Annotated in this window: 21 protein-coding genes; 10 read left to right on the top strand and 11 right to left on the bottom strand. The window is 52.8% G+C overall.

Annotation, left to right across the window (positions count from 1 at the left end; genetic code table 11):
• Positions 1 to 25 precede the first annotated feature (25 nt).
• Positions 26 to 484 carry a DNA-binding transcriptional regulator DecR gene (decR, locus tag AOY24_RS02280; protein ID WP_043001571.1) on the bottom strand — a complete coding sequence of 153 codons (459 nt, stop codon included), beginning with the start codon at positions 482 to 484 and terminating at the stop codon, positions 26 to 28.
• A 112-nt stretch (positions 485 to 596) separates the two neighbouring features.
• Here decR and AOY24_RS02275 point away from each other — a divergent pair, with 112 nt between their 5' ends.
• Positions 597 to 1,652: a PLP-dependent cysteine synthase family protein gene (locus tag AOY24_RS02275; protein WP_082010111.1), complete on the top strand. Its 1,056-nt coding sequence runs from the start codon at positions 597 to 599 to the stop codon at positions 1,650 to 1,652.
• Positions 1,653 to 1,695: 43 nt separating this feature from the next.
• On the opposite strand, the gene cof is transcribed toward AOY24_RS02275, so the two are convergent.
• On the bottom strand, positions 1,696 to 2,514 hold the full coding sequence (gene cof, locus AOY24_RS02270; protein WP_043001573.1) for an HMP-PP phosphatase: 819 nt from the start codon (positions 2,512 to 2,514) through the stop codon (positions 1,696 to 1,698).
• A gap of 99 nt (positions 2,515 to 2,613) precedes the next feature.
• Here cof and AOY24_RS02265 point away from each other — a divergent pair, with 99 nt between their 5' ends.
• On the top strand, positions 2,614 to 4,314 hold the full coding sequence (locus AOY24_RS02265) for an SgrR family transcriptional regulator (protein ID WP_044327292.1): 1,701 nt from the start codon (positions 2,614 to 2,616) through the stop codon (positions 4,312 to 4,314).
• Positions 4,315 to 4,504: 190 nt separating this feature from the next.
• Positions 4,505 to 5,200 (top strand): 7-cyano-7-deazaguanine synthase QueC, encoded by a 696-nt coding sequence (queC, locus tag AOY24_RS02260; protein ID WP_043001575.1) that lies wholly within the window; start codon positions 4,505 to 4,507, stop codon positions 5,198 to 5,200.
• A gap of 64 nt (positions 5,201 to 5,264) precedes the next feature.
• Here queC and fadM read toward each other — a convergent pair whose 3' ends face one another.
• The 9 genes from fadM to bolA form a co-directional block, all read right to left on the bottom strand.
• Positions 5,265 to 5,663, bottom strand: coding sequence for a long-chain acyl-CoA thioesterase FadM (fadM, locus tag AOY24_RS02255; RefSeq protein WP_043001576.1), 399 nt, complete (start codon positions 5,661 to 5,663; stop codon positions 5,265 to 5,267).
• Positions 5,664 to 5,766: 103 nt separating this feature from the next.
• On the bottom strand, positions 5,767 to 6,147 hold the full coding sequence (locus AOY24_RS02250; protein ID WP_054176081.1) for a helix-hairpin-helix domain-containing protein: 381 nt from the start codon (positions 6,145 to 6,147) through the stop codon (positions 5,767 to 5,769).
• A 150-nt stretch (positions 6,148 to 6,297) separates the two neighbouring features.
• On the bottom strand, positions 6,298 to 8,172 hold the full coding sequence (ppiD, locus tag AOY24_RS02245; protein ID WP_054176080.1) for a peptidylprolyl isomerase: 1,875 nt from the start codon (positions 8,170 to 8,172) through the stop codon (positions 6,298 to 6,300).
• Positions 8,173 to 8,439: 267 nt separating this feature from the next.
• Positions 8,440 to 8,727, bottom strand: a complete 288-nt coding sequence (gene hupB, locus AOY24_RS02240; RefSeq protein WP_152754439.1) for a nucleoid-associated protein HU-beta — start codon at positions 8,725 to 8,727, stop codon at positions 8,440 to 8,442.
• A 193-nt stretch (positions 8,728 to 8,920) separates the two neighbouring features.
• Positions 8,921 to 11,275, bottom strand: a complete 2,355-nt coding sequence (gene lon / locus AOY24_RS02235) for an endopeptidase La (protein ID WP_042285905.1) — start codon at positions 11,273 to 11,275, stop codon at positions 8,921 to 8,923.
• Positions 11,276 to 11,459: 184 nt separating this feature from the next.
• Complete coding sequence (gene clpX, locus AOY24_RS02230; RefSeq protein ID WP_042324505.1) at positions 11,460 to 12,734, bottom strand: ATP-dependent protease ATP-binding subunit ClpX; 1,275 nt, start codon at positions 12,732 to 12,734, stop codon at positions 11,460 to 11,462.
• A gap of 127 nt (positions 12,735 to 12,861) precedes the next feature.
• Complete coding sequence (clpP, locus tag AOY24_RS02225; protein WP_002891804.1) at positions 12,862 to 13,485, bottom strand: ATP-dependent Clp endopeptidase proteolytic subunit ClpP; 624 nt, start codon at positions 13,483 to 13,485, stop codon at positions 12,862 to 12,864.
• A gap of 245 nt (positions 13,486 to 13,730) precedes the next feature.
• Entirely contained in the window at positions 13,731 to 15,029 is a 1,299-nt protein-coding gene (tig, locus tag AOY24_RS02220; RefSeq protein ID WP_043001579.1) for a trigger factor, read from the bottom strand.
• Between the two features lie 341 nt (positions 15,030 to 15,370).
• Positions 15,371 to 15,688 (bottom strand): transcriptional regulator BolA, encoded by a 318-nt coding sequence (gene bolA, locus AOY24_RS02215; RefSeq protein ID WP_042324511.1) that lies wholly within the window; start codon positions 15,686 to 15,688, stop codon positions 15,371 to 15,373.
• 307 nt (positions 15,689 to 15,995) lie between these two features.
• On the opposite strand from bolA, the gene AOY24_RS02210 reads away from it, so the two are divergent.
• From AOY24_RS02210 to cyoE, 7 genes are all read left to right on the top strand, one after another.
• On the top strand, positions 15,996 to 16,574 hold the full coding sequence (locus AOY24_RS02210) for a lipoprotein (RefSeq protein WP_043001580.1): 579 nt from the start codon (positions 15,996 to 15,998) through the stop codon (positions 16,572 to 16,574).
• Between the two features lie 47 nt (positions 16,575 to 16,621).
• Positions 16,622 to 18,097: a muropeptide MFS transporter AmpG gene (gene ampG, locus AOY24_RS02205; RefSeq protein ID WP_043002002.1), complete on the top strand. Its 1,476-nt coding sequence runs from the start codon at positions 16,622 to 16,624 to the stop codon at positions 18,095 to 18,097.
• Between the two features lie 457 nt (positions 18,098 to 18,554).
• On the top strand, positions 18,555 to 19,511 hold the full coding sequence (gene cyoA, locus AOY24_RS02200) for a cytochrome o ubiquinol oxidase subunit II (protein ID WP_043001581.1): 957 nt from the start codon (positions 18,555 to 18,557) through the stop codon (positions 19,509 to 19,511).
• A gap of 11 nt (positions 19,512 to 19,522) precedes the next feature.
• Positions 19,523 to 21,514, top strand: a complete 1,992-nt coding sequence (cyoB, locus tag AOY24_RS02195; protein ID WP_043001582.1) for a cytochrome o ubiquinol oxidase subunit I — start codon at positions 19,523 to 19,525, stop codon at positions 21,512 to 21,514.
• Complete coding sequence (locus AOY24_RS02190; RefSeq protein WP_043001583.1) at positions 21,504 to 22,118, top strand: cytochrome o ubiquinol oxidase subunit III; 615 nt, start codon at positions 21,504 to 21,506, stop codon at positions 22,116 to 22,118. Before cyoB ends, AOY24_RS02190 begins: the two co-directional genes overlap by 11 nt.
• Complete coding sequence (locus AOY24_RS02185; protein WP_043001584.1) at positions 22,118 to 22,447, top strand: cytochrome o ubiquinol oxidase subunit IV; 330 nt, start codon at positions 22,118 to 22,120, stop codon at positions 22,445 to 22,447. The genes AOY24_RS02190 and AOY24_RS02185 overlap by 1 nt, the downstream gene beginning before the upstream one ends.
• A gap of 11 nt (positions 22,448 to 22,458) precedes the next feature.
• Complete coding sequence (gene cyoE, locus AOY24_RS02180; protein ID WP_080343218.1) at positions 22,459 to 23,349, top strand: heme o synthase; 891 nt, start codon at positions 22,459 to 22,461, stop codon at positions 23,347 to 23,349.
• Positions 23,350 to 23,471 lie beyond the last annotated feature (122 nt).

Raw genomic sequence — 23,471 nt, 5'->3', positions numbered from 1 at the left:
TTTCCGGCAAATCGTGCCGGGAGAGTTATTCGATTGGCAGCGCAGTGGTGTATTTAATCTGTTCCATGGCAAAGCTCGACGTGACGTCCGACAGACCGGGAACGCTATTGACCAGACGTTTATAGAAGTCGTCATAGCGCTTCATGTCGGCCACCTGAACCCGCATCAGGTAGTCGTACTCCCCGGCCATGCGCCAGAAGCCCAACACCTCCGGCATCTCACTGACCACCGTCACGAAGCGGCAATACCAGTCACTGCTGTGATGCTGGGTTTTAATGAGCACAAAGGCAGTTAATCCCAGCCCCAGTTTTTCCGGATCCAGCAGTGCGACTTTACCGACCAGAATTCCCTCATCTTCCAGTCGTTTGAGGCGTTTCCAGCAGGGTGTGGTGGTCAGATTAACGGCATCCGCCAGCGCCTGCAAAGAGAGGGTGCAGTCCTGTTGCAACAATGCAAGCAGCTTACGGTCAATTTTATCTAACATACCGGCACCTCAGAGAAGAATTTTCTCCTTACATTCTATTTTAAAGGCTAAATGGCAACAATTTTTTCCGTGCTTTTCGCTACTCTTGGCACAAAATGACAAATGGATATTAATGATGAACAGCACCTGGGTTAAAAATGCCATCAATGAGATTAACGCGGATTATCAGCGCTCGGCGGATACTCATCTTATCCGCCTGCCATTACCGGTATTTCCGGATATCCAGCTCTATCTGAAAGATGAAAGCACCCACCCGACCGGTAGCCTGAAGCACCGGCTGGCGCGTTCGCTGTTCCTCTATGGGTTGTGCAATGGCTGGATTAAGGAAGGCACAACTATTATCGAATCCTCTTCCGGTTCAACGGCAGTCTCCGAAGCCTATTTCGCGCGCCTGCTGGGGCTGCCGTTTATCGCCGTCATGCCCGCCTGCACGGCCAAACGGAAAATCGAACAGATTGAATTTTACGGTGGTCGCTGTCATTTCGTGGACAGCGCCTGCGAGATTTATGCGGCGTCAGAACAACTGGCGCATGAGTTGAACGGCCATTATATGGATCAGTTCACCTATGCCGAACGCGCCACCGACTGGCGCGGTAACAACAATATCGCCGACAGCATCTTCCGCCAGATGCAGTGTGAACCGCATCCCGTACCGAAACACATTGTGATGAGCGCCGGAACCGGCGGGACCTCCGCGACCATTGGCCGCTACATCCGCTGCCAGGGTTACGATACAAAATTGATGGTGGTGGACCCGGAAAACTCCGTCTTCCTGCCTTTCTGGCAGTCGCGTGATGCTACGCTGCGTAGCCCTGTCGGCAGCAAAATTGAAGGAATTGGACGCCCGCGCGTCGAACCGTCATTCATTGCCGACGTGGTCGATGAGATGCTGCGCGTACCGGATGCCGCCAGCGTGGCGACCGCGCACTGGCTGGAAACACAACTGGGCCGCAAAGTCGGCGCCTCTACGGGCACCAATATGTGGGGAATGTTGCAACTGGCCGCCCGCATGCGCGAAGCCGGAGAAACCGGTTCGCTGGTGACGCTACTGTGCGACAGCGGCGAACGCTATCTGGACACCTACTACCATGCTGAATGGGTGAGCGCCCATATTGGCGATCTTCGCGCGGCGAAAGCAGAGCTGGTGCGGTTGCTGAATACGCATTAAATCAAAAAAAACCGGGCTGAACGCCCGGTGCTGGTAGGGTCTCTCATTCGGGGGAATAAGGAAGATTTGGATAGTCCAGCCAATGTGTCAAAAAGTGTGATACCGCCTGGTTGCGACAATGACCAATCACCGGTAAATGGGGAAGTTCGGCAATAAGCTGCGGCATGGCATTGCCCATGATCAGGCCACGGCCGACGCTGCCAAGCATTTCGCGATCGTTCATCGCGTCACCAAACGCCATACATTCCGCCAGCGACAGCCCCAGATGTCCGCTCAGGACCTCCAGTGCAGAACCTTTGTTACAGCCTACCGGCAGTACTTCCAGGCAATCGATCGCCGAGTAACAAAGATGGGCTCGTGCGCCCAGTACCTCTTCAAGCTGAATTTTCAGCCGCGTCAAATCGTCATGATCGCCACAGAAGCAAACTTTAGTCACCCGATCTGCCGGAATACGCGCGACATCCACAATCTGATAGCGAAAACCGCTATAGACGTGGGCGTGCAGCATCTCGGGGATCTCTTGTCCGGTAAACCAGCCGTTATCGTTGAAGACATGCATACTCGCCTGTGTGTCCCAGTGCTGATGCAGGACGATCTCAGCAACAGCCGGATCCAGATCCTGACGGTGCAGCACCTCGCCTTCCAGCGAGTGAATGCGTGTCCCGTTACCGGTGATCAGAAAAGCATCGAGAGAAAAAGTGCCGAGAATATGGCGCATTTCCAGTACATGGCGTCCGGTGGCAAACGTCAGGGTAATGTCACGTTCGCGCAGACGCGCCAGAGTAGAGAGCGTTTCATCACCCAAAAGGTGATTTGGCATCAACAGGGTGCCATCCATATCAAATGCAGCCAGGCGTGCCATCTCTTTCTCCACTCGGTGACGGATTAACTTGTGATTCAGTATTACCTGAGATATACGGAAGTAATAGTGAATAGATAAAAGAAATTGTTCCGGGTTTATATGCGACTTCTCAATCGGCTTAATCAGTACCAGCGACTCTGGCAGCCTTCTAACGGCGAACCGCAGCACGTGACCGTCGGGGAACTGGCTGAACGCTGCTTCTGTAGTGAGCGGCACGTCCGCACGTTGTTGCGCCAGGCGCAGGAATCAGGTTGGCTGGTCTGGGAGGCGCAGTCCGGACGCGGTAAGCGCGGGCAACTGCGTTTTCTGGTGGCCCCGGAATCATTGCGCACGGCGATGATGGAACAGGCGCTGGAGAAGGGCCAACAGCTTAGCGTACTGGAGCTGGCGCAACTGGCACCCGGTGAACTGCGGGCCATGCTGCAGCCCTTTATGGGGGGTCAATGGCAAAACGACACGCCCACGCTGCGTATTCCCTATTACCGTCAGCTTGAACCGCTGCATTCTGGTTTTCTTCCCGGTCGCGCCGAGCAACATCTCGCAGGGCAGATTTTCTCCGGACTGACCCGTTTTGACAGCCAGACGCAGCGGCCCTGCGGGGATTTAGCCCACCACTGGGATATTTCCGCCGACGGGTTGCGCTGGGACTTCTATATCCGCTCGACGCTGTTCTGGCACAACGGTGACGCGGTAGAAACCACACAGCTTCATCAGCGACTGCTGATGTTGCGCAAACTCCCGGCACTGAACCGGCTGTTTATCAGCGTAAAGCACATTGAGGTGACGCATCCGCAGTGCCTGACGTTTATCCTGCACCGCCCGGATTTCTGGCTGGCGCACCGGCTGGCAAGCTACGGCAGCCTGCTGGCACATCCGGAACACCCCGTCATCGGAACGGGACCTTTTCGTCTGACGCTGTTTACGCCCGAACTGGTACGTCTGGAAAGCCATGACCATTACCATCTCGTACATCCACTGCTCAAAGCCATTGAATACTGGATCACCCCTCAGCTTTTTGAGCAAGATCTCGGCACCAGTTGTCGCCATCCGGTGCAGATAACCATTGGCAAACCCGAAGAGCTCGCCACGGTGAGCCCGGTAAGTACCGGCATCAGTCTCGGCTTTTGCTATCTCGCGCTGAAAAAAAGCGCCCACCTGACGCCACTGCAGGCTCGTCGGCTGGTCAGCCTTATTCATCGTTCTTCACTGCTGCAAACGCTGGATGTGAGAGAAAACCTGATTACGCCCTGCAACGAATTGTTGCCTGGCTGGGCCATTCCGCAGTGGGAGGGGCTGGAATCAGTTGAACTACCGAAAAAAATGACGCTGGTTTATCACCTGCCGGTGGAACTGCATACTATGGCAGAACACCTGCGCCACACGCTGGCCGCCCTCGGCTGCGAACTGACGCTGATTTTTCATAACGCGAAAACCTGGGACGGCTGCCAACGGCTTGCCGAAGCGGATCTGCTGATGGGAGACCGCCTGATTGGCGAAGCGCCCGAATATACACTCGAACAGTGGCTACGCTGTGATTCACTTTGGCCGCACGTGCTTGATGCACCAACATTCTCACATCTTCAGGCCACGCTGGATGCGCTGCAAATCAGACCGGAAGAGGATCATCGCTATGCCGCGCTGCGGCAAGTTTTCGCCAGCCTGATGGATGACGCGACGCTGACGCCGCTGTTTAACTATCACTATCGCATCAGCGCACCGCCTGGTGTGAACGGGGTGCGGTTGAATCCGCGCGGCTGGTTTGAGTTCACCGAAGCCTGGCTACCACCACCCGCGTCGTGAAGAAGCTGGTCGCCAGGCAACTCTGGCGCTACCATAGCGGCTTTATACACGTCATTCTTCAAACTGCCTCTTTGTCGGCTACGTCTGTTCACCCCTGTCATTTACTTATGTAAACTCCAGGAGATTCTCAGACTTTTCGTCTCGATGCAATTTGAATGGCTTTGTGTACAGTAACTTATCAGGATTAACCATGAAACGTGCCGTCGTAGTATTCAGTGGAGGCCAGGACTCCACCACCTGTCTGGTGCAGGCGCTGCATCAGTATGATGAAGTGCATTGCGTGACCTTTGATTATGGTCAGCGCCATCGCGCGGAGATTGATGTTGCACGTGATCTGGCCCTGAAACTGGGTGCACGTGCACACAAAGTACTGGACGTGACGCTGCTGAGTGAACTGGCAGTCAGCAGCCTGACCCGTGACAACATCCCGGTTCCGGATTATGAACCGGATGCCGATGGGATCCCGAATACCTTTGTCCCTGGACGTAATATTCTGTTTCTGACCCTGGCGGCGATTTATGCTTATCAGGTAAAAGCAGAAGCGGTGATTACCGGCGTCTGCGAGACCGATTTCTCTGGTTACCCTGACTGCCGCAATGATTTTGTCGAGGCGCTGAATCACGCCATTAAACTGGGGATGGCGAAAGATATCCGCTTTGAAACGCCACTGATGTGGATTGATAAAGCCGAAACCTGGGCGCTGGCAGATTATTGGGGCAAGCTGGATCTGGTACGTGAAGAAACGCTGACCTGCTATAACGGCATCAAGGGCGACGGTTGCGGCCACTGCGCGGCCTGTAATCTACGCGCAAATGGCCTGAATCATTACCTGGCAGATAAACCGGTCATAATGGCGGCAATGAAGCAGAAGACCGGCTTGAAATAATTGCGGGTTTCGCCGGATGGCGGTGCCTGGCACCTTATCCGGCCAACAGTTGGATCATCCACCCCTACTTCACCATCTGCTCCAGCTTTTCGCGTAACTCCCCTTCCAGCGGCAGCGCTTTTTGCGATTTCAGATCAATACAGACGAACGTAATAAGCGCATCAGCCACCACCTGTCCTTCCGGTTCCAGCGTAATCACCTGGCTTAGAATACCGCTTTTCCCGTTTAGCTGTTGCACCTGACTGGTGACGGTTAGCAGATCACTCAGAACCGCCGGACGGCGATAGTTAATATTGATGTTGACCACCACGAAAGCGATATTGTGGGCAGTCATCCATTGAAAGCTATCGCTGCTCTCCAGGCCATCCCAGCGGGCTTCCTCCAGAAACTCAAGATAGCGGGCATTATTCACGTGCTGGTAGACATCAAGATGATAACCACGAACCTTAATCTGTGTTTGCATAGCGCAGAGACCTTACGTTTTTGTTATAGAGAGACAGGAGTAGAGAGGTCATAACTGGTATGACCTCTCTCAGTCTGGCAAATATTTGCCAGTGCGCAAGTGATTAAAGTGTTAAAGCAGACAGATTGCGCTCCACTAACGCGTTGCCCATCCCCGGTACTTGTTTGAGATCTTCCACCGTTTTAAACGGACCGTACTCATCACGATAGCTGACGATCGCCTGTGCTTTCTTCAGGCCAACACCGTTCATCGCGCGCGCCAGCTCTTCTGCCGATGCGGTATTGATGCTGACCCTGGTGCCCTCTTCGGTGCTGGCTTTCGCCGGAACCGCGGATTTGTTTTGCCCTGCAACCGGTGCTTGTGCGCTGGTCTCCACCGCCGGGCTTTTCACTGCCGCTGTCGATGACGCCGCCAGCGCGCTTTGCGTCATACCCGCGCAGGCGAAGGAAAGGGTGATAAGTAACGCTTTGATTCCATGTTTCATACTGTTTTCTCCTTGTTAGTGAACAGTGGAATCACGATAACGAGGTTAAAACCAACGAACAAATGGCAAATGTCAGAAATGGAAAAGGCCGCGAAAGCGGCCTTCAGGTGTTACAACGGTTGTGCAATGATTTGCGAGACGTCTCGACGATTACGGCTGTTGATCCATCGCATCGCCGATTTTGATTTTCGCCGATTTACGCAGGTTACTCATCAATGCCTCAAAGACAATCTGCGCATTGTTCTGGGTGATCCCCTGAACCATCGCTTTCTTCTGATCTTCCGGCATGGAGCCCGCTTTCACGTCGTCCAGAGCCAGCAAAACCACATTGCCCTGCATATCGTTGGCAATGCCATAGCTCGGCTTATCTTTCGCCGGCAGGCTCAGACCAAACGCCGCCTGGCTAACCGGATCCTGGCCCGTACGGCTCAGCGTTTTAGACTCTCCAAAGCTCAGACCAGCGGCTTTCATCGCTTCTGCGCCTTTACCCGCCTTCAGCTCAACCAGCAGTTTTTCCGCATCCAGTTTAGCCTGCTGCTCTGCCTTGTTGTGCTTAACCAGCGCCGTAACCTGATCTTTCACCTCAGACAGCGGCTTCACGGCCTCTGCCTTGTGATCGCTGATACGCAGAACAAACGCGCGATCGCCATCGACGGTGATGATATCGGAGTTTCTGCCCGGCGCGCCGTTTTCACCCATCAGAGCACCATCAAAAATGGCGTCTGATACCGGTTTGAAATTCAGCTCTTCCGGCAGGTTCTCGTGACTGAACCAGCCCGTCTGTACCGCTTTCGCGCCAGCTGCCTGTTCGGCACCCGCCAGAGATTCCGTATCATTGTTCGCCGCATCGCTCACTTTCTGCTGTAAAGCAAAGTAAGCATCCAGCGCTTTTTCCTGTTTCACTTTCGCTGCGATGTCATCACGGACTTCGTTCAGCGGCTTCACAACCGCCGGCTGAATGTCGTCCAGACGCACAACCAGAAAGCCAACAGAGGATTTAATCACGCCAGAAAGCTGGCCCTTCTCTTTCAGCCCGGCATTTTTCAGCTCTTCCGGCGTGGTGGCGTCTTCCAGCCAACCCATATCGCCGCCGTTGCGGGCAGAGATGATGTCGGCCGATTTCTCTTTCGCCAGCGCAGCAAAATCACCACCTTTGTTCAGCGCGTCGAGTACCGCTTTCGCTTCATCTTCCGTTTTAGTCTGGATGATGCTGTAACGGCTACGCTGTGCCTGGGTGAACTGATCCTGATGCTGATCGTAATAAGACTGGATATCTTCATCGCTAACCGGCTTTTGCATCGAGGCGGCGTCCAGCTTGATGTAGCTGACGCGGAACTGTTCCGGAGTCATGAAGCTGTTTTTGTGCTGCTCGTAGTAGCTGGCCACTTCCTGATCCGTCACCGACTGCTTCGCTGCAAGAGCATTGACGTCAATCGTGGCTTCACGGACGACACGTTGCTGTGCAACCAGCGCCGCCAGCTCATCAGTCTCACCCTTGAGCATAAAATCGGTGCCCGCGACGCCGCTGATAAGCTGCTGTGTAGTCAGTTGGTTACGCAAGGCTTGCGCATACTGGTCAGCGGTCATCCCCATCTGATTAACAATCGCGTTATAACGGTTGTTATCAAATTTGCCATCGACCTGGAATGCCGGCGTGGAGAAAATCGCCTGCTTCACCTGCTCGTCGCTGATGCCCAGTTTGAGTTCGCGGGCATACTGATCAAGCAGCGCTTCATCAATCAGACGATTAAGCGTCTGCTGGCGCAGGGTTTTCATGTAACCTTCGTTTGCCGCAAGCTCAGAGTACTGATCGCCCAACTGTTGCTGCATGCGATTACGTTCGCTGTTGAACGCATTCTCAAACTGCCCACGGCTGATTTCCTGGTCATTCACTTTAGCGGCGTAGTTGTTGCCTCCGCCAATCAGGTAACCACTCACGCCGGTCAGAATGAACGACACGATAATGATTCCGAAAATAATCTTGAGCACGAGACTGTTAGCAGCCGTGCGTAAGCTGTCCATCATGGTGTAACCACACTCCGCTGTAGGTGACTATACACGGCATCTTTCACGCGGCCTCGTCGTTAACTGCCCCGATGAAACGTGAATGCCTTGTGTATATACGCGTTACGCAGCATAGCGTTTCCTGAACGCTGCGCATAAAGGCCTATTGTGACAAGAAACAGGGGCGATTGTCAGCCCACAACATGTAGAAAATCGCTGCAAAAACAAAAAAGGCACATCAATTGATGCGCCCTTGTACTGAGTCCTGTCCCCGGAAGGGGATCACGCTTAGTTTACTGCGTCTTTCAGTGCTTTACCTGCACGGAAACCAGGTACTTTGGCGGCAGCAATGGCGATCTCTTTACCTGTTTGCGGGTTGCGGCCAGTACGGGCAGCACGCTCTTTAACAGCAAAAGTACCAAAACCTACCAGCGCAACGTCATCCCCTTCTTTCAGAGATTCGGTAACAGAAGCAATAATTGCGTCTAACGCACGCCCTGCCGCAGCTTTGGAGATATCAGCCCCTGCAGCAATTTTGTCGATCAGTTGAGATTTATTCACTCTTCTCTTCCTCATTATAATTTATATCGCACCAGAATCCTTCAAAGTGCGACCGCGCAGCAGTTATATCAGGCCTGCCATGCCCTTACAACACCCGATAATGATGGCAAGCCCAATCCGTCATCTAAATTAGCTATACAAAAAAAGGCTGGCAAGTACGAAATGGCCTGCCAGCCCTGTTTTTATTAGTGCTCTTTGCGCGAGGTCACTATTTTGCCGTCACAACCTGCATTCCAGAGGGTTCATTTTGCAATGCGAGCGTCAGAACCTCTTCAATGCGTTTCACCGGATGGATGTCCAAATCGGCAATAACATTGTCCGGAATCTCTTCCAGGTCGCGTTTGTTTTCATCCGGAATTAAGACCGTTTTAATACCACCACGGTGCGCAGCCAGAAGTTTTTCTTTTAACCCACCGATCGGCAGCACCTGACCACGCAGGGTGATCTCACCGGTCATCGCCACATCGGCACGCACCGGGTTACCGGTCAGGCAGGAAACCAGTGCGGTACACATCGCAATACCGGCGCTCGGACCGTCTTTCGGCGTCGCCCCTTCAGGAACGTGAACGTGAATGTCGCGTTTTTCGTAAAAGTCCGGATTAATACCCAGTTTTTCCGCACGCGCACGCACCACGGTCAATGCAGCCTGAATGGACTCCTGCATCACTTCACCCAGCGAACCGGTGTAGGTCAGCTTGCCTTTGCCAGGCACGCAGGCGGTTTCGATGGTCAGCAGATCGCCGCCCACTTCCGTCCACGCCAGACCTGTCACCTGGCCTACGCGGTTTTCATTGTCCGCGCGACCATAGTCAAAGCGCTGTACACCCAGGTAGTCGTGCAGGTTATCGCCATTGATCACAATGTGTTTCAGTGACTTATCCAGCAGCAACTGCTTAACCGCTTTCCGGCACAGTTTGGAAATTTCACGTTCCAGACTACGCACGCCAGCCTCACGAGTGTAGTAACGAATAATGCCGATAATGGCGCTGTCGTCGACCGTCAGCTCGCCTTTCTTCAGCGCGTTACGCTCAATCTGCTTCGGCAACAGGTGCTGTTTGGCAATGTTCAGCTTCTCGTCTTCGGTATACCCGGACAGACGGATCACTTCCATACGATCCAGCAGCGGCGCTGGAATGTTCATGGAGTTGGAGGTCGCGACAAACATCACGTCGCTGAGATCGTAGTCCACTTCCAGGTAGTGATCGCTGAAGGCCACGTTCTGCTCGGGATCCAGCACCTCAAGCAGTGCAGATGCCGGATCGCCACGCATGTCGGAAGACATTTTGTCGATCTCATCGAGCAGGAACAGCGGGTTTTTCACGCCCACTTTCGCCATTTTCTGGATCAGTTTACCCGGCATTGAACCGATGTATGTCCGACGGTGGCCACGAATTTCCGCTTCATCACGCACGCCGCCCAGCGCCATACGGATGTATTTACGCCCGGTCGCTTTGGCGATGGACTGACCCAGAGAGGTTTTACCTACCCCCGGCGGTCCCACCAGGCACAGGATCGGCCCCTTGATTTTGTTCACACGGCTTTGTACCGCGAGATACTCAAGGATGCGGTCTTTCACACGCTCCAGACCATAATGGTCGGTATCAAGGATTTCCTGCGCTTGACGCAGGTCTTTTTTAACCTTGCTACGCGCATTCCACGGCACCTGAACCATCCAGTCGATGTAACCACGCACGACGGTCGCTTCCGCTGACATCGGCGACATCATTTTCAGCTTCTGCAGTTCAGCTTCGGCTTTCTCTTTCGCCTCTTTCGGCATTTTTGCCGCGTCGATCTTCCGCTTCAGCGCTTCGTTTTCGTCCGGCGCATCGTCCATTTCGCCGAGTTCTTTCTGAATCGCCTTCATCTGCTCATTCAGATAGTACTCACGCTGAGATTTCTCCATCTGCTTTTTCACGCGGTTGCGAATGCGCTTCTCAACCTGCAGCAGATCGATTTCAGACTCCATCATCGCCATCAGATACTCCAGACGCTCGTTCACGTCTGACATCTCCAGTACGGACTGCTTATCCGCCAGCTTCAGCGGCATATGGGCAGCGATGGTGTCCGCCAGACGCGCCGGATCGTCAATGCTATTGAGCGACGTCAGTACTTCTGGTGGGATTTTCTTGTTCAGCTTGATGTAGCCTTCGAACTGGCTGATCGCCGTGCGTACCAGCACTTCCTGTTCGCGCTCGTCAATAGCAGGCGAATCAAGGTATTCCGCTTTCGCAGAGAAGTGCTCGCCGTTATCAGACAGCGCAGAAATACGCGCACGCTGTAACCCTTCGACCAGCACTTTGACGGTGCCGTCAGGCAGTTTCAGCATCTGCAAAATAGAGGCCACGGTCCCGACGGTGAAAAGATCGTTTACACCCGGCTCATCCGTTGATGCTTCCTTCTGGGCGACCAGCATGATTTTTTTATCATGGTCCATAGCCGCTTCCAGACAACGGATAGATTTTTCCCGCCCTACAAACAAGGGTATGACCATGTGCGGATAAACCACCACATCGCGCAACGGCAATACGGGGATTTCAATGCGTTCAGAACGCTCAGGATTCATAGAGCTCTCTCTTAGTTTAGTGTCCGCCAGGTAATCAGATGGCATAGCTGTGCTTCATGCCACCTTTAACATGTATGTCAGTATATGGGGATGTTTCCCACACATTCAACGCCATGATTACGGAAAAAGTAAAGGGGAGATAAAATCCCCCCTTTTTGATTAACTGATTGTATGGATTGGCTAATTATTCACCAGATGCCTGCTGGGCTTCCGGCTTGCCGTAAATCAGTAATGGCTTGCTCTGACCGCCGATCACCGACTCATCAATCACCACTTTTTCGACGTCTTCCATCGAAGGCAGATCATACATGGTATCCAGCAGCGCGGCTTCTACGATGGAACGCAGACCACGGGCACCGGTTTTACGCGCCATGGCTTTGCGGGCAATCGCATCCAGCGCTTCGTCGCGGAACTCCAGGTCAACGCCTTCCAGATTGAACAGCGCCTGATACTGCTTGGTCAGCGCGTTTTTCGGCTCTTTCAGGATCTGGATCAGCGCTTCTTCGCTCAGTTCGCTCAGCGTTGCCACAACCGGCAGACGACCAATAAACTCAGGAATCAGACCAAACTTGATCAAATCTTCCGGCTCAACCTGCGAGAGCAGTTCGCCTTCGCTGGCCTTGTCGGATTTCGCTTTCACCGTTGCACCAAAACCAATGCCGGAGCCGGTTTCAACGCGGTTGGCGATCACTTTATCCAGGCCGGCAAACGCACCGCCACAGATGAACAGGATCTTAGAGGTATCCACCTGCAAGAATTCCTGCTGCGGATGTTTACGTCCACCCTGCGGCGGAACGGCAGCAACCGTCCCTTCGATCAGTTTCAGCAGCGCCTGCTGTACGCCTTCACCGGAAACGTCACGGGTGATCGACGGGTTGTCAGACTTACGGGAAATCTTGTCAATTTCATCGATATAGACAATACCACGCTGCGCTTTCTGCACATCGTAGTCGCACTTCTGCAACAGTTTCTGGATGATGTTCTCAACGTCCTCACCCACGTAACCCGCTTCGGTCAGCGTGGTGGCATCCGCCATCGTGAACGGAACATCCAGCAGGCGCGCCAGCGTTTCCGCCAACAGCGTTTTACCGGAGCCGGTCGGACCGATCAGCAGAATATTACTTTTGCCCAACTCGACGCCATTACTGGTGTCGCCGTTGCGCAGACGTTTGTAGTGGTTGTATACCGCGACCGCCAGCACTTTCTTGGCCTGTTCCTGACCGATGACGTAATCGTCAAGATGGTTACGAATTTCGTGTGGCGTCGGCAGCGCACTGCGTTCACGATGCGGTGCTACTTCCTTAATCTCTTCGCGAATGATGTCGTTACACAGATCGACACATTCATCGCAGATATACACGGATGGACCGGCGATGAGCTTACGCACTTCATGCTGGCTTTTGCCGCAAAAAGAGCAGTACAACAATTTGCCCGAGCCATCTTTGCGTTTATCTGTCATGAGTCAAAACCTCTTCTTTGTTCTTTGTGCCGCACACGACGACGCAAAATGCCATTCTCAGGCGCAACTCGCTTTGTCGCGTTGTGCCGCCCCTGGTAAGTATAGCGGCACAGTTGCGCCCCGGGCATCAATTACGATGGGTCAAAATCGAGTCGACTAAGCCATACTCAACTGCCTCAGCGGCAGAGAGGAAGCGATCGCGCTCAGTATCACGCTCAATCTGCTCAAGAGATTGACCCGTATGGTGTGCCATAAGTTCGTTCATGCGCCCTTTAACTTTCAGGATTTCACGGGCGTGAATTTCAATATCCGTTGCCTGGCCCTGGTAACCGCCCAACGGCTGATGAATCATTACGCGGGAGTTCGGCAGGCAGAAACGTTTACCTTTCGCCCCGGCCGTCAGCAAGAACGCGCCCATTGAGGCCGCCTGGCCCATACAAATGGTGCTGACGTCTGGCTTAATAAACTGCATGGTGTCATAAATCGACATGCCTGCGGTAATTACGCCGCCCGGAGAGTTAATGTACAGGTAGATATCTTTTTCCGGGTTTTCGGCTTCCAGGAACAGCATCTGCGCCACAATCAGGTTAGCCATATGATCTTCGACCTGGCCGGTCAGAAAAATGACACGTTCCTTAAGTAGACGAGAGTAGATATCAAAAGAGCGCTCACCACGTGAGGTCTGTTCAATGACCATCGGCACCAGCGCCATATGGGGTGCAAAGTTATCTCGTTCGCCGCTGTATGACATTTCCGTCTCCTGGATAAAAAATGAAAAAACCTGCTGTACCGATTGTAACCTTATGGACGGATTATCAGCTAGTCCCTCTGTTATGGGTACGGCATCGCCATAATTCAAGCATAACAATCTTTTGCCTGAACGCTAACACCGAAAAGGGCTTTTTCGCACGCTTCCATGCAAAAGTCATGACAAAAAAAAGACCCGCCACCTGACGGTGACGGGCCTTTGAGCGAAATTCGCGCGTTTAAGCGGAATTACGCCTGCTGGTTCATCAGCTCATTGAAGGTCGTGGCTTTTTCAGTCACTTTGGCTTTCGCCAGAACCGCTTCAACCGCCTGCTCTTCCAGAGCGACGTTACGCATGTTGTCCATCAGCTCTTTATTTTTGCTGTAGAACTCGATCACTTCTTTCGGATCTTCGTAAGCAGAAGCCATCTCTTCGATCAGGCCCTTCACGCGATCTTCATCCGCTTTCAGTTCATTGGTACGAATCACTTCGCCCAGCAGCAGACCCACAACTACGCGACGCTTAGCCTGTTCTTCGAACAGTTCACGCGGCAGTTCCAGCGCTTGTTTCTCGTTACCACCGAAACGCTGAGCAGCCTGACGACGCAGAACGTCGATTTCGCTGTCAATCAGTGCAGCAGGAACGTCGATGTCGTTCGCTTTCACCAGACCGTCGATTGCCTGAGATTTAACACGGTTACGCACCGCGCCTTTCAGCTCGCGTTCCATGTTTTTACGGACTTCAGTACGCAGACCGGCAACGGAACCATCTTCAACGCCAAAACGTTTGATGAATTCTTCAGTCAGTTCCGGCAGCTCACGCTCTTCCACTTTCTTCAGGTTGATGGCGAATTTCGCCGCTTTACCTTTCAGGTTTTCAGCGTGGTAGTCTTCCGGGAAAGTCACGTCGATGGTGAACTCTTCGCCCGCTTTGTGACCTTTGATACCGTCTTCAAAGCCCGGGATCATACGACCCTGGCCCATCGCCAGTACGAAATCAGACGCTTTACCGCCTTCGAACTCTTCGCCGTCTACAGAACCGGTGAAGTCGAGGGTAACGCGGTCTTCTGCATCCGCGGCGCCGTCTTTATCTTTCCAGGTCGCCTGCTGTTTGCGCAGGGTATCCAGCATCACGTCAACATCCGCATCGGTGACTTCAACAACCGGTTTTTCAACTTCGATTGTGTCCAGGCCGGTCAGTTCAACTTCCGGATAGACTTCGAATTCTACCGCGTAGGTGAAATCTTCACCCAGTTTGTATTCGCCCGGAACGTAGTTCGGTGCGCCAGCCGGATTGATTTTTTCTTTGATGATGGCATCAACGAAGTTGCGGCTCATCAGGTCACCCAGAACGTCCTGGCGAACGGACGCGCCATAACGCTGAGCAACAACATTCATCGGTACTTTGCCTTTACGGAAGCCGTCAATACGCACTTTCTTCGCTACGTTGACCAGCTCGCTTTTAACAGCGGTCTCGATGCTGTCAGCAGCGATAGTAATCGTTACACGGCGGCCAAGGCCTTGAGTGGTTTCAACTGAAACTTGCATCTTGTTACCTCAAAAAATCACAGTGCTCGGTCAACTCTACTCCGCAAGCACAGATTATTAGCTTCGCGGAACCGGGATGTTCTCTTAATCAATCACATTCCCTGTCGTCAGAATCATCCCGAAGACATTCAAATAAGACGCGGCATTATAGCGGCATCACTTTTATGAGTCGAGAACGGTTATTACGCGTTGCTGCGGCATTTTTCACAATTCCCGGCTATTCTTGCCCTGAAAAGGGTTTGACTCGTGCAAAATTCAGACAAAACAAAACGGCCCGCAGGCCGTTTTCACATAATCTTTAGCAACATACTGGAAAAACGCCAGCAGTTGCAAATGCGTTTTTACGCGATGCTTCCCGCACCACGACAGGGAGGTGACGCAAAGATCGTATCCTGCAACCCTTCCCACTCTTTAATGGTATAAGTATGCAGAGCCAGCGCGTGAACCGTCGTAGACAGTTCTGCGGTTAATGTACCGTAGATCATCCGATGACGATTCAAAAAACGCTCGCCGGTAAAGCGATCGCTAACCAGAACGACCTTAAAGTGGCTTTCTGAGCCAGCCGGGACATTATGACGATAGCTTTCATCCACGACCTCGAGGAACACGGGTTGGAACGCTGCCCTTAATTTTTCTTCTATTTGCTCACGTATCATCATGATATATCTCCTCAAACGGCGCTGAGATGTCACCCATCCCTTTAAATATTAGCCGCTTTTACCGGTTCCATTGCACCATTACAACAAAAATTTAGCCTTCGTCTGATTTTCGCCATCAACGCGATGAAGTTTACTGATTCAACCCGTTGGGGGATGGCATAAATGCCCAATTTGGTCTCTATAACTTCATTATTCCGACAACATGATGAATTTACATGCGTTACCCACTTCCCCTCGCCGTTGGCGATGTTATGATGGCGGGAATTTTTCTCTATCCATATGATTAAGAGTTACTGAGAGCACGAACATGTTAAAAAAAATCCTCTTCCCGTTAATCGCGCTTTTCATGCTGGCGGGCTGTGCGACACCACCAACCACGATTGACGTTTCGCCTAAAATCACGCTCCCACAACAGGATCCTAGCCTGATGGGCGTGACCGTTAGCATCAACGGCGCCGATCAGCGTCCGGACCAGGCGCTGGCAAAAGTGACCCGCGACAATCAGTTGGTGACACTGACGGCCTCCCGCGATCTGCGCTTCCTGTTACAAGAAGTACTGGAAAAACAGATGACCTCGCGCGGTTATATGGTTGGCCCGAACGGTGCGGTGAACCTGCAGATCATTGTTAACCAGCTATACGCGGATGTGTCTCAGGGCAACGTGCGTTATAACATCGCCACCAAGGCCGATATCGCGATCATCGCGACGGCGGCCAACGGCAACAAGATGACCAAAAACTACCGCGCCAGCTACTCCGTTGAAGGCGCGTTCCAGGCGACCAACAAGAATATCGCCAACGCGGTTAACAGCGTGCTGACCGATACGATTACTGATATGTCTCAGGACACTAGCGTCCACGACTTCATCAAACAGAACGCTCGTTAATTTCTGCCCCCTGACCCGGCTCCGCGCCGGGTCAGCTTTATATGCCCATGCCTAGTCACTACTTACGCATTTTTCAACAACCGAAATCAGCCATTTTGCTGATGTTAGGTTTTGCCTCCGGCCTGCCGCTCGCGTTGACCTCCGGTACGCTTCAGGCATGGATGACCGTCGAGAATATCGACCTGAAAACCATCGGTTTCTTTTCGCTGGTCGGTCAGGCTTACGTCTTTAAATTTCTCTGGTCTCCGGTCATGGACCGCTACACACCGCCCTTTTTAGGTCGTCGTCGTGGCTGGTTGCTGACGACGCAATGTTTGTTGCTGGTCTCCATCGCTGCGATGGGTTTTCTGGAGCCCGGTAGCCAGTTGCGATGGATGGCGGCGCTGGCGGTAGTGATCGCCTTTTGTTCAGCGTCGCAAGATATTGTGTTTGACGCCTGGAAAACGGACGTCTTAGCCGCAGAAGAGCGCGGAACCGGTGCGGCAATCAGCGTGCTCGGCTATCGCCTCGGCATGCTGGTGTCCGGTGGACTGGCGCTGTGGATGGCCGACCGCTGGCTCGGCTGGCAAGGCATGTACTGGCTGATGGCAGCATTACTGATCCCTTGTATTATTTCCACTCTGCTCGCCCCCGAACCGACCGACAGCATTCCGGTGCCAAAAACGCTGGAGCAGGCAGTCGCAGCCCCGCTACGCGATTTCTTCGGACGTAACAACGCCTGGCTGATTTTGCTGCTCATCATCCTTTATAAGCTGGGTGATGCCTTCGCCATGAGCCTGACCACCACCTTTTTGATTCGTGGTGTGGGCTTTGACGCCGGAGAAGTGGGCGTCGTCAATAAAACGCTGGGGCTTATCGCCACGATTATTGGCGCGCTGTACGGCGGGGTGTTGATGCAACGGCTGACGCTGTTTCGCGCTTTACTGATTTTCGGCATTCTGCAGGGCGTCTCTAACGCCGGATACTGGCTCCTGTCGGTGACCGACAAGCACATGTTCAGCATGGCTGCGGCGGTGTTTTTCGAGAACCTGTGCGGGGGAATGGGGACGTCAGCGTTCGTCGCGCTACTGATGACGCTGTGTAATAAGTCATTTTCCGCCACCCAGTTTGCCCTGCTGTCAGCGCTTTCTGCCGTGGGGCGCGTCTATGTTGGCCCGGTTGCCGGTTGGTTTGTCGAGGCGCATGGCTGGTCGACGTTTTATCTTTTCTCCGTCGTGGCCGCCGTTCCGGGCCTGATATTGCTGCTGGTGTGTCGGCAAACGCTGGAGTACACGCGACAGAGCGAAAGTTTCCTGCCGCGAACAGAATTCCGTTCGGCCTACCGTCTGGCGTTATGGATTTTGATGGCGGGATGCGTGTTGCTTGCCGTCTGGCTGCTGTTGCTGTCGCTGAACGCGCTGGCGTTCACTAACTTCTCCTTCCTCGCCGGACTGCTGGAAGTCGCAGTGACTATCGCCATTTTCGGCATCGTGTTTGGCGGCTTGCTCGACTATCTGGCGCTACGCAAAACGCGGCTGGTGTAAGCGCCCCTTTATTTAGCCGTTGTAATCACCTTGCGTAATTATATCGGCTAAATAAACAACAACTGAAAAAATTAATATTTGTTGTTTTGTGCGCAATAGAATCTGGAAATTATTGACGCCTTTTATAGGTTTTATTTTCCTTACTCGATTCAGCCGAAACACATTTATTTTTTGTATTTTATTTGTCTCTTTATTGATAACCACTTGTTAACCAATTGTTTTATTTTTACATTGGTTATACCAATTACCCTCGCGTCGCCTCCCTGAAGTCCCCTTTCGTTATAACGTGATGTTGCAACAGGTTCTTAATGCTGAAACGACATATCTTGCAACATATGTGACACGTGCGGCAGAACCCGGTAACACAGATCCAATGATGTTTACAGTAATGTAACCTTCCCGTAAAATGCCCACACACTTTAAACGCCACCCGGTCCCGTGGAATTGAGGTCGTTAAATGAGACTCAGGAAATACAATAAAAGTTTGGGATGGTTGTCATTAATTGCAGGCACTGCATTACTCAGTGGCTGTAATTCTGCGCTGTTAGATCCCAAAGGACAGATTGGACTGGAGCAACGTTCGCTGATACTGACGGCATTTGGCCTGATGTTGATCGTCGTTATTCCTGCAATCTTGATGGCTGTAGGTTTTGCCTGGAAGTACCGTGCAAGCAATAAAGATGCGAAGTATAGCCCGAACTGGTCACACTCCAATAAAGTGGAAGCGGTGGTCTGGACGGTTCCTATCTTAATCATCATTTTCCTTGCCGTGCTGACCTGGAAAACCACTCACGCTCTTGAGCCAAGCAAGCCGCTGGCGCATGACGAGAAGCCCATTACCATCGAAGTGGTTTCCATGGACTGGAAATGGTTCTTCATCTACCCGGAACAGGGCATTGCTACCGTGAATGAAATCGCCTTCCCGGCGAACACTCCGGTGTACTTCAAAGTGACCTCTAACTCCGTGATGAACTCCTTCTTCATCCCACGTCTGGGCAGCCAGATTTATGCCATGGCCGGTATGCAGACTCGCCTGCATCTGATCGCCAATGAAGCCGGTACCTATGACGGTATCTCCGCAAGCTATAGCGGACCTGGCTTCTCCGGTATGAAGTTCAAGGCTATCGCAACAGAGGACCGCGCCGCATTCGACCAATGGGTTGCTAAAGCGAAACAGTCACCGAACACCATGAGCGACATGGCTGCGTTCGAGAAAGTGGCTGTGCCAAGCGAATACAACCAGGTGGAATACTTCTCCAACGTGAAACCCGATTTGTTTAAAGACGTGATTAACAAATTTATGGCTCACGGTCAGAGCATGGACATGACCCAACCGGAAGGTGAGCACAGCTCGCACGAAGGAATGGAAGGCATGGACATGAGCCACGCGGAAGCCGCCAACTCAAGGGGCTGAGGAAGAATACGATGTTCGGAAAATTGACACTGGATGCAGTTCCGTTCCATGAACCCATCGTCATGGTTACGATCGCTGCAATTATCATCGGTGGTGCGGCTTTACTTGGCCTGATTACTTACTTTGGTAAGTGGACCTACCTGTGGAAAGAGTGGCTAACTTCGGTTGACCACAAACGCCTTGGCATCATGTATGTCATCGTCGCTATCGTCATGTTGGTTCGTGGCTTTGCTGACGCCATCATGATGCGTAGTCAGCAAGCGCTGGCGTCTGCAGGTGAAGCGGGCTTCCTGCCGCCTCACCACTACGATCAGATATTCACGGCTCACGGCGTGATCATGATCTTCTTCGTGGCAATGCCATTTGTTATCGGTCTGATGAACCTGGTGGTTCCACTGCAGATTGGTGCGCGTGACGTTGCGTTCCCATTCCTGAACAACCTGAGCTTCTGGTTCACCGTTGTCGGCGTTATCCTGGTTAACCTGTCTCTGGGTGTGGGTGAATTCGCGCAGACCGGTTGGCTGGCGTACCCGCCGCTCTCGGGAATTGAGTACAGTCCAAGCGTCGGGGTCGACTATTGGATATGGGCAGTCCAGTTGTCCGGTATTGGTACAACCCTGACCGGTATCAACTTCTTTGTGACTATCATTAAGATGCGCGCGCCAGGCATGACCATGTTCAAGATGCCGGTCTTTACCTGGGCATCGCTATGCGCAAACATCCTGATTATCGCCTCCTTCCCGATTCTGACGGTTACCGTCGCGTTGCTTACCCTGGATCGTTATCTGGGCACCCATTTCTTTACCAACGATATGGGCGGCAACATGATGATGTACATCAACCTGATTTGGGCCTGGGGCCATCCGGAAGTGTACATTCTGATTCTGCCGGTATTCGGGGTGTTCTCGGAAATCGCCGCGACCTTCTCACGTAAACGTCTGTTTGGTTACACCTCGCTGGTGTGGGCAACCGTGTGTATTACCGTATTGTCGTTCATCGTCTGGCTGCACCACTTCTTTACCATGGGTGCCGGTGCGAACGTTAACGCCTTCTTCGGTATTACCACCATGATTATCGCCATCCCGACCGGGGTGAAGATCTTCAACTGGCTGTTCACCATGTATCAGGGCCGTATCGTATTCCACTCAGCAATGCTGTGGACGATCGGCTTTATCGTGACCTTCTCAGTCGGCGGGATGACCGGCGTACTGCTGGCGGTCCCGGGCGCGGACTTTGTACTGCACAACAGTCTGTTCCTGATTGCGCACTTCCATAACGTTATTATCGGCGGCGTCGTATTTGGTTGCTTCGCGGGTATGACCTACTGGTGGCCAAAAGCGTTTGGCTTCACGCTGAACGAAACCTGGGGTAAACGCGCATTCTGGTTCTGGATCATCGGCTTCTTCGTTGCTTTCATGCCGCTGTATGTGCTGGGCTTTATGGGGATGACTCGTCGTCTCAGCCAGCAGATTGACCCTCAGTTCCATCCGATGCTGGTTGTTGCTGCCTGTGGCGCCGCGCTGATTGCGGTCGGTATCCTGTGCCAGTTCATTCAGATGTATGTTTCTATTCGCGACCGCGAACAGAACCGTGATCTGACCGGTGACCCATGGGGTGGCCGTACGCTGGAATGGGCAACGTCTTCTCCGCCTCCGTTCTATAACTTTGCCGTTGTGCCACACGTTCATGAGCGTGATGCCTTCTGGGAAATGAAAGAAAAAGGTGAAGCGTACAAGCAGCCTGCGCACTATGAAGAGATTCATATGCCGAAGAATAGCGGTGCCGGTATCGTCATTACCGCCTTCGCGACGCTGTTTGGTTTCGCCATGATCTGGCATATCTGGTGGCTGGCTATTGCAAGCTTCGCAGGCATGATCATCAGCTGGATTGTGAAAAGCTTTGATGAAGATGTGGACTACTACGTGCCGGTCCCGGAAATCGAAAAACTGGAAAACCAGCATTTCGATGAGATTACTAAGGCAGGGCTGAAAAATGGCAACTGATACTTTAGCGCACGCGACTGCCCACGCGCACGAACACGGGCACCACGATGCAGGCCAGAACAAAATCTTCGGATTTTGGATCTACCTGATGAGCGACTGCATTCTGTTCTCTATTCTGTTTGCTACCTATGCCGTTCTGGTGAACGGCACCGCAGGTGGCCCGACAGGTAAGGACATTTTCGAACTGCCGTTCGTTCTGGTTGAAACTTTCTTGCTGTTGTTCAGCTCCATTACCTATGGCATGGCGGCGATCGCCATGCACAAGAACAACAAGAGCCAGGTGGTTTCCTGGCTGGCGTTGACCTTCTTGTTTGGTGCCGGCTTCATCGGGATGGAAATCTATGAATTCCATCATCTGATTGTTAACGGTATGGGCCCGGATCGCAGCGGCTTCCTCTCTGCGTTCTTCGCGCTGGTCGGCACCCACGGTCTGCACGTGACGTCCGGTCTTATCTGGATGGCCGTGCTGATGGTACAGATCGCCCGTCGCGGCCTGACCAGCACCAACCGCACCCGCATCATGTGCCTGAGCCTGTTCTGGCACTTCCTGGACGTGGTGTGGATCTGTGTGTTCACTGTTGTTTATCTGATGGGGGCGATGTAATGAGTCATTCTAACGTGAACAGCGGCGCGTCCCATGGCAGCGTAAAAACCTACATGACAGGATTTATCCTGTCGGTCATCCTGACGGTCATTCCGTTCTGGATGGTAATGACAGGTGCTGCCTCTCCGGCCGTAATTCTGGGGACTATCCTGGCAATGGCAGTGGTGCAGATTCTGGTGCATCTGGTGTGCTTCCTGCACATGAACACCAAATCTGATGAAGGCTGGAACATGACGGCTTTTGTCTTTACCGTGCTGATCATCGCCATCCTGGTTGTCGGTTCCATCTGGATCATGTGGAACCTCAACTACAATATGATGATGCACTAAGAGCGGCGGTTATGATGTTTAAGCAATACCTGCAAGTAACGAAACCAGGCATCATCTTTGGCAACCTGATCTCGGTGATCGGGGGGTTCCTGCTGGCCTCCAAGGGCAGCATCGACTATCCCCTGTTCATCTACACGTTGGTCGGAGTGTCACTGGTTGTGGCGTCGGGTTGTGTATTTAACAACTACATCGACAGGGATATCGACAGAAAGATGGAAAGGACCAAGAATCGGGTGCTGGTAAGAGGCCTGATCTCTCCTAAAGTCTCGCTGGTGTACGCCACCCTGCTGGGTATTGCTGGCTTCATGCTGCTGTGGTTTGGCGCGAACCCTCTGGCCTGCTGGCTGGGGGTGATGGGCTTTGTGGTTTATGTGGGCGTTTACAGCCTGTATATGAAACGCCACTCGGTCTACGGGACGCTGATCGGCTCTCTCTCCGGCGCGGCGCCGCCGGTGATCGGCTACTGCGCAGTCACCGGAGAGTTCGACAGCGGCGCGCTGATTCTGCTGGCGATTTTCAGCCTGTGGCAGATGCCGCACTCCTATGCCATCGCGATTTTCCGCTTTAAGGATTATCAGGCGGCTAACATCCCGGTTCTGCCGGTGGTGAAAGGCATTTCCGTCGCCAAGAACCACATTACGCTGTACATCATCGCATTTGCCATCGCGACGCTGATGCTCTCTCTGGGCGGCTATGCCGGATATAAATATCTGGTGGTGGCGGCAGCGGTGAGCGTCTGGTGGTTAGGCATGGCGCTGCGCGGTTACAAAGTGGAAGATGACAGAGTCTGGGCGCGCAAGCTGTTCGGTTTCTCCATCATCGCCATTACCGCGCTCTCCGTAATGATGTCCGTCGACTTTATGGTGCCGGATTCACACAATCTGCTGACCTACGTCTGGTAAGCCAGATAACGGTATTAAAAGGGTGCTTCGGCACCCTTTTCTATTTCTGTCACAAATCTCTCTTCCGGTAATATTTACTCAATAACCTCATGTTTACCCCGCCTGCTTAGCGCTTTACACTA

This window comes from Citrobacter sp. CtB7.12, assembly GCF_001297795.1.
Lineage (GTDB): Bacteria > Pseudomonadota > Gammaproteobacteria > Enterobacterales > Enterobacteriaceae > Citrobacter_A > Citrobacter_A amalonaticus.
Note: the sequence above shows the minus strand (reverse complement) of the source record. Positions and strands in the feature narration are given on the sequence as shown.

What these genes read in the sequence shown, in the direction of transcription:
- decR (WP_043001571.1), bottom strand. Translation starts at nt 484, where the DNA reads ATGTTAGATAAAATTGACCGTAAGCTGCTTGCATTGTTGCAACAGGAC.
- AOY24_RS02275 (WP_082010111.1), top strand. Translation starts at nt 597, where the DNA reads ATGATGAACAGCACCTGGGTTAAAAATGCCATCAATGAGATTAACGCG.
- cof (WP_043001573.1), bottom strand. Translation starts at nt 2,514, where the DNA reads ATGGCACGCCTGGCTGCATTTGATATGGATGGCACCCTGTTGATGCCA.
- AOY24_RS02265 (WP_044327292.1), top strand. Translation starts at nt 2,614, where the DNA reads ATGCGACTTCTCAATCGGCTTAATCAGTACCAGCGACTCTGGCAGCCT.
- queC (WP_043001575.1), top strand. Translation starts at nt 4,505, where the DNA reads ATGAAACGTGCCGTCGTAGTATTCAGTGGAGGCCAGGACTCCACCACC.
- fadM (WP_043001576.1), bottom strand. Translation starts at nt 5,663, where the DNA reads ATGCAAACACAGATTAAGGTTCGTGGTTATCATCTTGATGTCTACCAG.
- AOY24_RS02250 (WP_054176081.1), bottom strand. Translation starts at nt 6,147, where the DNA reads ATGAAACATGGAATCAAAGCGTTACTTATCACCCTTTCCTTCGCCTGC.
- ppiD (WP_054176080.1), bottom strand. Translation starts at nt 8,172, where the DNA reads ATGATGGACAGCTTACGCACGGCTGCTAACAGTCTCGTGCTCAAGATT.
- hupB (WP_152754439.1), bottom strand. Translation starts at nt 8,727, where the DNA reads ATGAGGAAGAGAAGAGTGAATAAATCTCAACTGATCGACAAAATTGCT.
- lon (WP_042285905.1), bottom strand. Translation starts at nt 11,275, where the DNA reads ATGAATCCTGAGCGTTCTGAACGCATTGAAATCCCCGTATTGCCGTTG.
- clpX (WP_042324505.1), bottom strand. Translation starts at nt 12,734, where the DNA reads ATGACAGATAAACGCAAAGATGGCTCGGGCAAATTGTTGTACTGCTCT.
- clpP (WP_002891804.1), bottom strand. Translation starts at nt 13,485, where the DNA reads ATGTCATACAGCGGCGAACGAGATAACTTTGCACCCCATATGGCGCTG.
- tig (WP_043001579.1), bottom strand. Translation starts at nt 15,029, where the DNA reads ATGCAAGTTTCAGTTGAAACCACTCAAGGCCTTGGCCGCCGTGTAACG.
- bolA (WP_042324511.1), bottom strand. Translation starts at nt 15,688, where the DNA reads ATGATGATACGTGAGCAAATAGAAGAAAAATTAAGGGCAGCGTTCCAA.
- AOY24_RS02210 (WP_043001580.1), top strand. Translation starts at nt 15,996, where the DNA reads ATGTTAAAAAAAATCCTCTTCCCGTTAATCGCGCTTTTCATGCTGGCG.
- ampG (WP_043002002.1), top strand. Translation starts at nt 16,622, where the DNA reads ATGCCTAGTCACTACTTACGCATTTTTCAACAACCGAAATCAGCCATT.
- cyoA (WP_043001581.1), top strand. Translation starts at nt 18,555, where the DNA reads ATGAGACTCAGGAAATACAATAAAAGTTTGGGATGGTTGTCATTAATT.
- cyoB (WP_043001582.1), top strand. Translation starts at nt 19,523, where the DNA reads ATGTTCGGAAAATTGACACTGGATGCAGTTCCGTTCCATGAACCCATC.
- AOY24_RS02190 (WP_043001583.1), top strand. Translation starts at nt 21,504, where the DNA reads ATGGCAACTGATACTTTAGCGCACGCGACTGCCCACGCGCACGAACAC.
- AOY24_RS02185 (WP_043001584.1), top strand. Translation starts at nt 22,118, where the DNA reads ATGAGTCATTCTAACGTGAACAGCGGCGCGTCCCATGGCAGCGTAAAA.
- cyoE (WP_080343218.1), top strand. Translation starts at nt 22,459, where the DNA reads ATGATGTTTAAGCAATACCTGCAAGTAACGAAACCAGGCATCATCTTT.